We start from the raw sequence: 12094 nt of genomic DNA on the forward strand, positions 1-12094 counted from the left end.
CAGCGCGTGGCAGACGCGCGGCGCCGAGAGCGCCAGGCCCGCGGCGTAGGCGATGAGCAGCCCCAGCGCGGTCGCGCCCCAGACGAAGGGCGCGGCGGAGGCCCCATGCGCCATCAGCAAGGCCAGCCCGATCTCGGCACCGGGCACGAAGGGGATCGCCAGCACCACCGCATAGACCAGCAGGAGCCCCGCCACCGTCGCGCCGAGCAGCTCCATCCGCCCTTGCGCCACCATGTCGGCGGCGAAATCGCGCAGCCAGAAGGCAAGCCAGAGATTGGCCGCGATCAACAGCGCGACCAGCGCGAGGCGCAAAGCCAGTCGGGGCAGGGTGGAACGCATCGGGCCTCCGGGCGCCGCAAAGGCGGCTCGGCTCCCTCTATGGCCTCGGACGGTGAATCGCCAGAGTCCGCCTAGACCGGTGCGGCCACGACGATACGCGTGCCCCATTCGGCGCAGCGCTGCGCCAGCGCGGCGGGCGGCGGCGCGTCGGTGTAGAAGGCGTCGATCTCGCGCAGCGAGGCGATGCGCGCGGGCGCGGTGCGCGAGAACTTGGAATGGTCGGCCACCAGCACGGTGCGGCGCGAGCGGCCCAGGAGGCTCTGGTTCACGCCGACCTCCTCGATGTCGAAATCCAGAAGGTCGCCCGTCTCGTCGAGCGCCGAGCAGCCGATCACGGCAAGGTCGAACTTGAACTGCTGAATTGTCCGCGTGGTCAGCGCGCCGACCAGCCCGCCGTCCGAGCGCCTCAGCGCGCCACCGGTGACGATCACCTGCGCCTCGGCGTTCTCGGCGAGGATCGTGGCGACGTTCATGTTGTTGGTGACCACCATCAGCCCACGGTGGCGCAGAAGCGCCCGCGCCACCGCCTCGGTCGAGGTGCCGATGTTGAGAAAGATCGAGGCGTCGTCCGAGATCTCGGCGGCGCAGGCGGTGGCGATGGCGGCCTTGGCCTCGGGGTTGAGCGCGCGGCGGTGCTCGTAGCCGATGTTGGCCGTGCCCGAGGGCAGCACCGCGCCGCCATGCACCCGGTCGAGCCGGCCGGCCTCGGCCAGATCGCTCAGGTCGCGGCGGATGGTCTGCAGCGTGACCCCGAAATGTTCGGCCAGCCCCTCGACCGTCACCCGCCCCTCACGGCGCGCGATTTCGAGGATCTCCGGCTGCCTGAAGCTTTGCGACATCGTCTCCGTTCCCATGGCCGTGTTCCATAATGCGCGAAAATGCGCGGTATGCAACGCGATCGCGCGGCTCTCGGTGGGGTGGTGCTTCGAAATCGGGGCGATGGGGCAGCGGAAGGGCTGAATCGCTCGCCCCATCAGGTAATTGCCTAGCCGATCCATCGCTTTCGCTTCCCGCGCGCTTTCCAGAAAGCGAACACAAACGAAAAAACCATCTTGCCAAACGCGGGCCGAGAAGTGCAGGATCACGCTGCAACCGAACGCGGGGCGGGGAGGTCCACTTGTCTGCGATCCAGTCATCCGAAAGCGTGAGCGACCTCTTCGTCATCGGCGGCGGCATCAATGGCTGCGGCATCGCCCGCGACGCGGCGGGGCGGGGCCTGTCGGTCACGCTGGCCGAGATGGACGATCTCGCGCAGGCGACCTCTTCCTCCTCGACCAAGCTGTTCCACGGCGGGCTGCGCTATCTCGAATATTTCGAGTTCCGGCTGGTGCGCGAGGCGCTGATCGAGCGCGAGACGCTGCTGCGCGCCATGCCGCATATCTCCTGGCCGATGCGCTTCGTGCTGCCCTATCACCCCTCGATGCGCTTCGAGAGCGACACGCCGACCTCGAAGCTCCTGGGCACGGTGATGCCGTGGATGAAGGGGCGCCGCCCGGCCTGGCTGATCCGGCTGGGGCTCTTCATGTATGACCATCTGGGCGGTCGGAAGATCCTGCCCGGCACCCGCACCGTCGATCTGAAGAACGACCCGGCGGGGGCGCCGCTCAGGCCCGATTTCGAGACGGCCTACGAGTATTCCGACTGCTGGGTCGAGGATTCGCGGCTCGTCGTGCTCAACGCCCGCGACGCGCAGGCGCGCGGTGCCAAGATCATGACCCAGACGCGCGTGCTGCACGCCGCGCGCGAGGGCGATCTCTGGGCCGTCGAGATCGAGGACCGCGAGACCGGCGCGCGGCGCACGCATCGGGCAAAGATGCTGGTCAATGCGGGCGGGCCCTGGGTCGGCAAGCTCTTGAAGGGCGCGATCGAGGTGGAGACGCGCGAGGGCGTGCGCCTCGTGCGCGGCAGCCACATCGTCACCAAGCGGCTCTATGATCACGACAAATGCTATTTCTTCCAGGGCACCGACGGGCGGATCATCTTCGCCATCCCCTACGAGACCGATTTCACGCTGATCGGCACCACCGATGCCGATCACCCCGATCCGTCGGAACCGGCGGTCTGCACGCCCGAGGAGCAGGACTATCTCTGCCGCTTCGCGAGCCGCTATTTCGAGCGCGAGGTGACGCGCGAGGACATCGTCTGGACCTATTCGGGCGTGCGTCCGCTCTATGACGACGGCGCCTCCTCGGCCACGGCGGCGACGCGCGACTATACGCTGACGGTCGAGGCCACGGGCGGCGCGCCGGTGCTCAACGTCTTCGGCGGCAAGATCACCACCTATCGCCGCCTCGCCGAGAGCGCGATGGAGAAGATCGCGCCCTTCCTCGCCATGGACAAGGGCGCATGGACCGCCGGTGTGGCGCTGCCGGGCGGGGATTTCCCGGTCGACGGGGTGGAGCCGCTGATCGCGAGGCTGATGGCGGATTACCCCTTTCTCGACGCGCGCTGGGCCCGGCGGCTGGTGCGCGCCTACGGCACCGAGGCGCGCGTGATTCTCGGGGAGGCGAGGACGCCGGAGGATCTGGGCCGGGATTTCGGCGCGACGCTGACCGAGGCCGAGGTCGCGTGGCTCGTGGAAAAGGAATACGCTCGCAGCGCGGATGACGTGTTGTGGAGGCGATCGAAGCTGGGGCTGCGCCTGACCGAGGATCAGGCCGCCGCCCTCGAGGACTGGATGCAAAGAGAGAGGGCCGCGCGGCACGGCTGAGGCCGGGCGGGCAGGGAGGAATGACATGACGCTGACGCTGGAGGGCGTGTCGAAGCGGGTGGAGGGTCAGACCCATATCCACCGCACCGATCTCACGTTGCAGAACGGCACGATGAACGTGCTCTTGGGGCCGACGCTGTCGGGCAAGACCTCGCTGATGCGGCTGATGGCGGGGCTCGATCAGCCCTCCACGGGCCGCATCCTGTGGAACGGCGAGGATGTGACCGGCCAGAGGGTGCAGGACCGCAAGGTGGCGATGGTCTACCAGCAGTTCATCAACTACCCCTCGATGACGGTCTACGACAACATCGCCTCGCCGATGCGGATCTCGGGCAAGTCGAAATCCGAGATCGACGCGGCGGTGCGCAAATCGGCCGAGATGATGAAGCTCACGCCGATGCTCGACCGCAAGCCGCTGGAGCTGTCGGGCGGCCAGCAGCAGCGCTGCGCGCTGGCCCGCGCACTGGTCAAGGATGCGGGGCTGGTGCTGCTGGACGAGCCGCTGGCCAATCTCGACTACAAGCTGCGCGAGGAGCTGCGCGCCGAGATCCCCCGGATCTTCGAAGAGGCGGGCTCGATCTTCGTCTATGCCACGACCGAGCCCGAGGAGGCGCTGCTCTTGGGCGGCCATGTCGCCACCCTTTGGGAGGGGCGGGTGACGCAGTTCGGCGAGACACCGCAAGTCTATCGCCACCCGGTGGATGCGACCACGGCGCGGGTGTTCTCCGACCCGCCGATGAACTTCCTGCCCTTCGACAAGCGCGGCGCTGTGCTGCGGCTCGACGGCGGGCGCGAGATCCCGGCTTCGGGCACGCTCGCCGCGCTGCGGGACGGGCGCTACACGGGCGGCTTCCGGCCCAACCACATGGAGCTCGAGCGCGGGCACGAGGGCGACATCGGCTTCGAGACCCGGCTCGCGGTGACCGAGATCACCGGCTCGGAGACCTTCGTGCATCTCGATCATCACGGCGAACGCTGGGTCGGGCTGATCCATGGGGTGCGCAATCTCAAGCCCGGTCAGCCGCTCACCGCCTATCTCGATCCGGCGCATGTCTATGTTTTTGCCGAGGACGGCGCGCTCGTCGCCCCGGCCGCTTACGTGGAGGCCGCCTGACATGGCCAAGATCACGCTCGACAATCTCGCGCATTCCTATCTCAAGCATCCGACCAAGGATGACGACTGGGCGCTGAAAGAGCTCAACCACGACTGGGTCGATGGTGAGGCCTACGCGCTCTTGGGCTCTTCGGGCTGCGGCAAGTCCACGCTGCTCAACATCATCTCGGGGCTGTTGCAGCCGAGCCAGGGGCGCATCCTGTTCGACGGGCACGACGTGACCCATGCGCCCACGGCCGAGCGCAACATCGCGCAGGTGTTCCAGTTTCCGGTGGTCTACGACACGATGAGCGTCGGCGATAACCTCGCCTTTCCGCTCAAGAACCGCGGCGCCGATCCGAAATACATCGCCGAGCGGGTGAACGCGATCGCCGCGATGATCGGCATGGAGGACCAGCTCAAGCGCAAGGCGCGCGGGCTGACCGCCGATGCCAAGCAGAAGATCTCTCTGGGGCGCGGCATGGTGCGCGAGGACGTCAACGCGCTTTTGTTCGACGAGCCGCTGACCGTGATCGACCCGCATATGAAATGGGAGCTTCGGACCCAGCTCAAGCAGCTGCACCATGATTTCGGCCACACGATGATCTACGTCACCCACGACCAGACCGAGGCGCTGACCTTCGCCGACAAGGTGGTGGTGATGTATGACGGGCGCGTGGTGCAGATCGGCACGCCGCAGGAGCTGTTCGAGCGGCCCGCCCATACCTTCGTCGGCTTCTTCATCGGCTCGCCCGGCATGAACCTGTTCGACGCCGAGATCGCAGGGACGAACGCCACCGTGCAAGGCGCGAGCGTGCCGCTCGCCGATGCCTACGCGCCCGTCGCCGGACACGCCCAGATCGGCGTGCGCCCCGAATTCGTGCGGCTGCGCGCGGGCGGCGAGGGGCTGCCCGCCAGGGTGCTGCGCGTCGAGGATGTGGGTCGCCACAAGATCGTCCGGCTCGATGTCGGCGGCACGGCGGCCAACGCCATTCTCGACGAGGGCGAGCCGGTGCCCGCGGGCGCCGACCGCATCGTGTTCGAGCCGCAAGCCATCAACGTCTATGCCGATGAGTGGCGCGTCGCGCCCGAGCGCAGGCAGGGGAGGGCCGCGTGATGAACAAGACCGTTAATCAAAAGGCGTGGTTTCTCGTGCTGCCGGTGCTGATCCTCGTCGGCTTCTCGGCGGTGATCCCGCTGATGACCGTGGTGAACTATTCCGTGCAGGACACCTTCGGCAACAATGTCTTCTTCTGGGCCGGGCTCGACTGGTTCCGCGACATGCTCGAGAGCGAGCGGATGTGGAACGCGCTGGGCCGCCAGCTCGTCTTTTCCGGCATCATCCTCGCGATCGAGGTGCCCTTGGGCATCTTCGTCGCGCTCAACATGCCGAAAAAGGGCTTCTGGGCCTCCTTCTGTCTCGTGCTGATGTCGCTGCCGCTGTTGATCCCGTGGAACGTGGTCGGCACGATCTGGCAGATCTTCGGCCGGGTCGACATCGGGCTTCTGGGCTACACGCTGGCCAAGCTCGGCATCTCCTACAACTATACGCAGGACTTCTTCGCCGCCTGGGCCACCGTCATCGTCATGGATGTCTGGCACTGGACCTCGCTGGTCGCACTTCTGGCCTATGCCGGTTTGCAGTCGATCCCCGACGCCTATTACCAGGCCGCCAAGATCGATCAGGCCTCGCGCTGGAAGGTGTTCCGCTTCATCGAATTGCCCAAGATGGCGGGGGTTCTGATGATTGCGATCCTGCTGCGGTTCATGGACAGCTTCATGATCTACACCGAGCCCTTCGTCGTCACCGGCGGCGGCCCCGGAAATGCCACCACCTTTCTTTCGATCGACCTCGTGAAGATGGCTCTGGGGCAGTTCGACCTGGGCCCGGCGGCGGCGTTCAGCCTGATGTACTTCCTTGTCATCCTGCTGATTTCCTGGGTGTTCTACACCGTGATGACCAATCTCGACAAAAGGGAGGGCCGGTGATGACCGACGCGACTTCCGCCCCCGACGCCGCCTCGATCCCCGGTGACGTCACCGCCGCAAGGCGGCGCGCCAAGAGCCGCCGCCGGTTCCGCCCCTCGGGCTCCGTGGTGGTGATGACGCTCTATCTCGTGTTCCTGATGCTGCCGATCTACTGGCTCATCAACATGAGCCTGAAGACCAACACCGAGATCCTTGGCGCCTTTTCGCTCTGGCCGCGCGACCTGACCTTCGCCAACTACGTCAAGATCCTCACCGATCCGTCGTGGTACATGGGCTACGTCAACTCGATCATCTACGTGACGCTCAACACCGTCATCTCGATCGCGGTGGCTCTGCCTGCGGCCTATGCCTTCTCGCGCTACAGCTTCATGGGCGACAAGCACCTGTTCTTCTGGTTGCTGACCAACCGCATGGCGCCGCCTGCCGTTTTCGCGCTGCCGTTCTTCCAGCTCTATTCGTCCGTGGGGCTGTTTGATACGCATATCGCAGTGGCGCTGGCGCATACGCTGTTCAACGTGCCGCTGGCGGTGTGGATTCTCGAAGGCTTCATGCGCGGCGTGCCGCGCGAGATCGACGAGACCGCCTATCTCGACGGCTATTCCTTCCCGAAGTTCTTCGTGAAGATCTTCATGCCGCTGGTGGCGAGCGGCGTTGGCGTTGCGGCCTTCTTCTGCTTCATGTTCTCATGGGTGGAGCTGCTTTTGTCGCGCACGCTGACGAGCGTCGATGCCAAGCCGATCGCGGCCACCATGACCCGCACCGTCTCGGCCTCGGGGCTCGACTGGGGCGTGCTGGCGGCGGCGGGGGTGCTCACCATCGTGCCGGGCGCGCTCGTGATCTGGTTCGTGCGCAATTACATCGCCAAGGGCTTTGCCCTGGGCCGCGTCTGAGAGAGGGAGAGACGACATGGCATGGATGGCATGGACCGTTCCGACGGCGATCTTCTTCGGCACGATCGCGGTGCTTCTGGTGATCTTCACCCTGCTGGCGGTGCGCTACCCCGAGACGCCGCGCACCGGCGTGCTGGGGATCGAGACGACGCGTGGTGACAGGCTCTTCATCACGCTTCTGGGCTCCGCTTTCATCAATCTCGCCTGGCTCGGCCTCACGGAGGCGCCGCAGCCCTGGGCGATGCTGGTCTGTCTCGTCTACGCCGCGGCGGTGTTCCGCTGGGTCTGACGGGAAGGTATGGCGCCGGCTCGGGAGGCGGCGTCTTTGCACGGTTCGACAAATGGGAGGAAACCATATGAACCCGCTTTTGAAATCCACCACCGCGCTGGGCCTCGCGCTCGGCCTCATGGCGGGCCCCGCCATGGCCGACATGGAGGCCGCGACCGGCTTTCTCGACGAGGAGATCGAGCGCTCCGCCCTCACGCGCGAGGAGCAGGAAGCCGAGATGCAGTGGTTCATCGACGCCGCCGAGCCGTTCTCGGGCATGTCGATCAACGTGGTCTCCGAGACCATCCCGACCCATGAATACGAGGCCACCGTGCTGGCCCCGGCCTTCACCGCGATCACCGGCATCGAGGTCACCCACGACCTGATCGGCGAGGGCGACGTGGTCGAGAAGCTGCAGACGCAGATGCAGTCGGGCGAGAACATCTACGACGCCTATGTCAACGACAGCGACCTGATCGGCACGCATTGGCGCTACCAGCAGGCGCGCAGCCTGACCGACTGGATGGCGAACGAGGGTGCCGACGTTACCAATCCCAACCTCAACCTCGACGATTTCATCGGGCTTCAGTTCACCACCGGCCCGGATGGCGAACTCTACCAGCTGCCCGACCAGCAGTTCGCGAACCTCTACTGGTTCCGCCACGACTGGTTCACCGACGAGAAGAACATGGCGGATTTCGAGGCCGAGTACGGCTATCCGCTCGGCGTGCCGGTCAACTGGTCGGCCTATGAGGACATCGCCGAATTCTTCACCGGCCGCGACCTGAGCCACATGGGCGTCGATGGCGAGGTCTATGGCCACATGGACTACGGCAAGAAGGACCCCTCGCTCGGCTGGCGCTTCACCGATGCCTGGATGTCGATGGCCGGCATGGGCGACAAGGGCGAGCCCAACGGCCTTCCGGTCGACGAATGGGGTGTGCGCGTCAACGAGAACAGCCAGCCCGTCGGCTCCTGCGTCGATCGTGGCGGTGCGACCAACTCGCCCGCGGCGGTCTATGCGATCGAGAAATACGTCGATTGGCTGAAGGCCTATGCGCCGCCGGCCGCGGCGGGCATGACCTTCTCGGAATCCGGCCCGATCCCGGCGCAGGGCGAGATCGCCCAGCAGATGTTCATGTACACCACCTTCGTGCCGTCGCTGGTCGAAGAGGGCATCCCGGTCGTGAACGAGGACGGCTCGCCCAAATGGCGCCTCGCCCCCAGCCCGCACGGCGTCTATTGGGAAGACGGCATGAAGGTCGGCTATCAGGACGTGGGCTCCTGGACCATTCTCGACAGCACCCCCGTCGAGGAGGCCAAGGCGGCCTGGCTCTACGCCCAGTTCGTCACCTCGCAGACCGTCGATGTCGAAAAGGCCCATGCCGGCCTGACCTTCATCCGCGAGAGCACGATCCAGCACGAAAGCTTCACCGAGCGCGCCCCGGCGCTTGGTGGCCTCGTGGAGTTCTATCGCTCGCCCGACCGGGTGCGCTGGTCGCCCACCGGCACCAACATCCCCGACTATCCCAAGCTGGCGCAGCTGTGGTGGCAGAACATCGGCGATGCCTCCTCGGGCGCGAAGACGGCGCAGGAGGCCCTCGACAGCCTGTGCGAGCAGCAAGAGCAGGTGCTCGAGCGGCTTGAGCGCGCGGGCATCCAGGGCGATCTCGGCCCCGTCATGAACGAGGAGCAGGATCCGCAGTACTGGCTCGACCAGCCCGGCGCGCCCAAGCCCGAGCTGGAGAACGAGGACGAAGAGCCCCAGACCATCGCCTATGACGAGCTGATCTCCTCCTGGCAGTAAGCCTCCCCGCCGCCGGGGCCGCAGCGCGGCCCCGGCCCTTCGCGCCGCGGGCGGGGTCGTCCCGCCCGCGGCGTTTTCCTTTCAAGACACGAGCATCCGATGACCCACATCCTCGCCATCGACCAGGGCACCACCTCGAGCCGCGCCATCCTCTTCGACGCAGGCATGAAGATCGCGGGCGTGGCGCAGGAGGAGTTCGCGCAGCATTACCCCGACAGCGGCTGGGTCGAGCATGACCCGGACGACCTGTGGCAAAGCACGCTGCGCGTCTGCCGCGCGGTGCTCGACAAGACCGGCCTCTCCGCTACCGAGATCGCCGGGATCGGCATCACCAACCAGCGCGAGACCACGCTGGTCTGGGAGCGCGAGACGGGCCGCCCCATTCACAACGCCATCGTCTGGCAGGACCGCCGCACCGCCGCCTTCTGCCGCGACTGGCGCGAGCGCGGCGAGGAGGAGACCGTCACCGCCAAGACCGGGCTGATCATCGACCCGTATTTCTCGGGCACCAAGCTCAAGTGGATCCTCGACCATGTCGATGGGGCGCGCGAGAGGGCGCGTAAGGGCGAGCTCATGTTCGGCACGGTCGATACCTGGCTGATCTGGAACCTGACCGGGGGCGCGGTGCACGCCACCGATGCCACCAATGCCTGCCGCACCATGCTCTACGACATCCACGAGGGCCGCTGGAGCAGCACCATCTGCGGCATGCTCGACATTCCCATGGAAATGCTGCCCGAGGTGCGCGATTGCGCCGATGATTTCGGCACGACCGACCTTCTGGGGGGCAACATCCCGATCCTCGGCGTGGCGGGCGACCAGCAGGCCGCGACGCTGGGCCAGGCCTGCTTTGCGCCCGGCATGCTGAAATCCACCTATGGGACGGGGTGCTTCGCGCTGCTCAACACCGGCGAGGCGCCGGTGCGCTCGACCCACCGGCTGCTGACCACCGTGGCCTACCAGCTGGATGGCAAGCCAACCTACGCGCTCGAAGGCTCGATCTTCATCGCGGGCGCCGTGGTGCAATGGCTGCGCGACGGGCTCGGCCTGATCGAGCAGGCATCCCAGACGCAGGGCCTGGCCGAGGCCTCGGACCCGCAGCAGCGCGTGATCATGGTCCCCGCCTTCACGGGCCTGGGCGCGCCCTACTGGGACCCCGATTGCCGCGGCGCGGTCTTCGGGATCACCCGCAACACCGGCCCGCGCGAGATGGCGCGCGCCGCACTCGAAAGCGTCGGCTACCAGACCCGCGACCTCTTGGAGGCGATGCGCGCCGACTGGCAGGGCGAGGCCGAGCGCGCAACCCTTCGGGTTGACGGCGGCATGAGCGCCAGCGACTGGACCATGCAGTTCCTCGCCGACATCACCGGCGCGCCGGTCGATCGCCCCGAGATCACCGAGACCACGGCGCTGGGCGTGGCCTGGCTCGCCGGCATGAAGGCCGGGATCTATCCCGACCAGGCGGGCTTTGCCGAAAGCTGGAAGCTTGACCGCAGCTTTGCGCCCGAGATGGACGAGGCAACGCGCGAGGCGGGCTACGCCGCCTGGGGCCGTGCCGTGGCCGCGACGCGTGCGGTATGAGCGGTTTCGAGATCCTGACGGCGGGCCGCGTGGTCTTCGGGCGGGGCCGGGCCGATGAGGCCGCCAAGGCGATCCGCGCTCATGGCATGAGGGTGCTTCTGCTGCGCGGCTCGCATCCCGGGGCCGACCGCCTCGCTGCCGACCTGCGCGCTCTTGGGGCCGAGGTCGAGGAGTTTCGCCAGAAGGGCGAGCCGCTACTCGATGATCTCGACACGGTGGTCGCGCGCGGTCGCGACCTGCGGGTCGAGGTGGTGGCGGCGCTGGGCGGCGGTTCGGCGATCGACATGGCCAAGGCAGCCGCGGCGCTGATCCCGACGCCGGGCGGGGCGATGCGCCATCTCGAAGTGGTGGGGGAGGGGCGTCCGTTGGAGGCCGCGCCACTGCCCTTCATCGCCCTGCCGACCACCGCCGGCACCGGCGCCGAGGTTACCAAGAACGCGGTGATCGGAGTGCCCGAGCATGGCCGCAAGGTTTCCTTGCGCGACGACCGCATGCTGGCCGATCTCGCCATCGTCGACCCGGCGCTCACCGACGGCGCGCCGCGCGCCGTGACGCTGGCCTCGGGGCTCGACGCGGTGACGCAGGTGATCGAGCCCTATTTGTCCTGCAAGGCCACGCCCTTCACCGACGCGCTGTGCCGCGACGCGATTCCGCGCGGTCTTGCCGCGCTGGAGCGGCTGATGCGCGAAGAAAAAACGACGGCGCGCGACGATCTGGCAATGACGAGCCTCTTCGGCGGTCTGGCGCTCGCCAATGCGGGGCTGGGCGCGGTGCACGGCTTTGCGGGCGTTCTCGGCGGCCGGACCGGGGCCGCGCATGGCGCGCTTTGCGGGCGGCTGCTGCCCGGCGTGCTGCGGGCCAATGCCCGGGCCGTGACGGGGCAGGGGGGCGAGATGACGCGCCATGAAGAAGTCGCGACCTGGATCGGCGGGGCACTGGGCGCCAAGGGCGATCCGCTCGATGCGCTTGAGATTTGGATGGACGATCATGGCCTGAAGCGTCTGGCCGCGATGGGCGTGGACGCCGCCGACCTGCCCGAGCTCGCCGAGGCTTCGCGTGGCTCGTCGTCGATGCGCGGCAACCCTGTCGATCTGCCGGTCGAGACACTGGAAGAGATCCTGCGCGACAGCCTTTGAGGGTGGCGGCAGAGGCACGGGCAAGCGCTTCGTCGAGAAAAGTGAACTTTTTTGCTCCCCGACGCGTTTTTGCTGTTGCGACTCGCACGCGCCATCCCTAAATAGCCCCTCACCGGCGGCGCAGAGATGCACTGGCGGGGACATTCCGGAGGGGACGAGGCGCGGCGCCGCAAGTTAGGGCGCTGTTGTTTTGGTTTCCTCCACGCTCTTTGACATTGATGATATCTGAAGAGATATGCGGGCGGCTTCGGTTCATTTCGATGGATCAACGTCTGTATGTC

10 protein-coding genes and 1 pseudogene are annotated in these 12094 nt (G+C 66.9%); 9 read left to right on the plus strand and 2 right to left on the minus strand.

Annotation, left to right across the window (positions count from 1 at the left end; genetic code table 11):
- A pseudogene (locus NHG85_RS06080) lies at nucleotides 1-339 on the minus strand (hypothetical protein); the annotation flags it as partial.
- A 71-nt stretch (nucleotides 340-410) separates the two neighbouring features.
- Nucleotides 411-1178: a DeoR/GlpR family DNA-binding transcription regulator gene (locus NHG85_RS06085; RefSeq protein ID WP_253330778.1), complete on the minus strand. Its 768-nt coding sequence runs from the start codon at nucleotides 1176-1178 to the stop codon at nucleotides 411-413.
- Nucleotides 1179-1456: 278 nt separating this feature from the next.
- Here NHG85_RS06085 and glpD point away from each other — a divergent pair, with 278 nt between their 5' ends.
- From glpD to NHG85_RS06130, 9 genes are all read left to right on the plus strand, one after another.
- Nucleotides 1457-3049, plus strand: coding sequence for a glycerol-3-phosphate dehydrogenase (gene glpD, locus NHG85_RS06090; protein WP_253330761.1), 1593 nt, complete (start codon nucleotides 1457-1459; stop codon nucleotides 3047-3049).
- Nucleotides 3050-3074: 25 nt separating this feature from the next.
- Nucleotides 3075-4163 (plus strand): ABC transporter ATP-binding protein, encoded by a 1089-nt coding sequence (locus NHG85_RS06095; protein ID WP_253330763.1) that lies wholly within the window; start codon nucleotides 3075-3077, stop codon nucleotides 4161-4163.
- A gap of 1 nt (nucleotide 4164) precedes the next feature.
- On the plus strand, nucleotides 4165-5259 hold the full coding sequence (locus NHG85_RS06100) for an ABC transporter ATP-binding protein (protein ID WP_253330765.1): 1095 nt from the start codon (nucleotides 4165-4167) through the stop codon (nucleotides 5257-5259).
- Nucleotides 5259-6131 (plus strand): carbohydrate ABC transporter permease, encoded by an 873-nt coding sequence (locus NHG85_RS06105; protein WP_253330767.1) that lies wholly within the window; start codon nucleotides 5259-5261, stop codon nucleotides 6129-6131. The genes NHG85_RS06100 and NHG85_RS06105 overlap by 1 nt, the downstream gene beginning before the upstream one ends.
- On the plus strand, nucleotides 6131-7021 hold the full coding sequence (locus NHG85_RS06110; protein WP_253330769.1) for a carbohydrate ABC transporter permease: 891 nt from the start codon (nucleotides 6131-6133) through the stop codon (nucleotides 7019-7021). The genes NHG85_RS06105 and NHG85_RS06110 overlap by 1 nt, the downstream gene beginning before the upstream one ends.
- A 16-nt stretch (nucleotides 7022-7037) precedes the next feature.
- Nucleotides 7038-7310, plus strand: coding sequence for a DUF2160 domain-containing protein (locus NHG85_RS06115; RefSeq protein WP_253330771.1), 273 nt, complete (start codon nucleotides 7038-7040; stop codon nucleotides 7308-7310).
- Nucleotides 7311-7377: 67 nt separating this feature from the next.
- Complete coding sequence (locus NHG85_RS06120) at nucleotides 7378-9096, plus strand: ABC transporter substrate-binding protein (protein ID WP_253330772.1); 1719 nt, start codon at nucleotides 7378-7380, stop codon at nucleotides 9094-9096.
- 99 nt (nucleotides 9097-9195) lie between these two features.
- Nucleotides 9196-10677: a glycerol kinase GlpK gene (gene glpK, locus NHG85_RS06125; protein ID WP_253330774.1), complete on the plus strand. Its 1482-nt coding sequence runs from the start codon at nucleotides 9196-9198 to the stop codon at nucleotides 10675-10677.
- Nucleotides 10674-11813, plus strand: coding sequence for an iron-containing alcohol dehydrogenase (locus NHG85_RS06130; RefSeq protein WP_253330776.1), 1140 nt, complete (start codon nucleotides 10674-10676; stop codon nucleotides 11811-11813). Before glpK ends, NHG85_RS06130 begins: the two co-directional genes overlap by 4 nt.
- Nucleotides 11814-12094 lie beyond the last annotated feature (281 nt).

Origin of the sequence: Limimaricola litoreus, from assembly GCF_024159025.1 — a bacterium.
Classification (GTDB): Bacteria; Pseudomonadota; Alphaproteobacteria; order Rhodobacterales; family Rhodobacteraceae; genus Limimaricola; species Limimaricola litoreus.

Excerpts from the sequence above, each read along its gene's own strand:
- NHG85_RS06130 (WP_253330776.1), top strand. The coding sequence starts at position 10,674 with ATGAGCGGTTTCGAGATCCTGACGGCGGGCCGCGTGGTCTTCGGGCGG.
- NHG85_RS06120 (WP_253330772.1), top strand. The coding sequence starts at position 7,378 with ATGAACCCGCTTTTGAAATCCACCACCGCGCTGGGCCTCGCGCTCGGC.
- NHG85_RS06115 (WP_253330771.1), top strand. The coding sequence starts at position 7,038 with ATGGCATGGATGGCATGGACCGTTCCGACGGCGATCTTCTTCGGCACG.
- glpK (WP_253330774.1), top strand. The coding sequence starts at position 9,196 with ATGACCCACATCCTCGCCATCGACCAGGGCACCACCTCGAGCCGCGCC.
- NHG85_RS06085 (WP_253330778.1), bottom strand. The coding sequence starts at position 1,178 with ATGTCGCAAAGCTTCAGGCAGCCGGAGATCCTCGAAATCGCGCGCCGT.
- NHG85_RS06110 (WP_253330769.1), top strand. The coding sequence starts at position 6,131 with ATGACCGACGCGACTTCCGCCCCCGACGCCGCCTCGATCCCCGGTGAC.
- NHG85_RS06095 (WP_253330763.1), top strand. The coding sequence starts at position 3,075 with ATGACGCTGACGCTGGAGGGCGTGTCGAAGCGGGTGGAGGGTCAGACC.
- NHG85_RS06100 (WP_253330765.1), top strand. The coding sequence starts at position 4,165 with ATGGCCAAGATCACGCTCGACAATCTCGCGCATTCCTATCTCAAGCAT.
- NHG85_RS06105 (WP_253330767.1), top strand. The coding sequence starts at position 5,259 with ATGAACAAGACCGTTAATCAAAAGGCGTGGTTTCTCGTGCTGCCGGTG.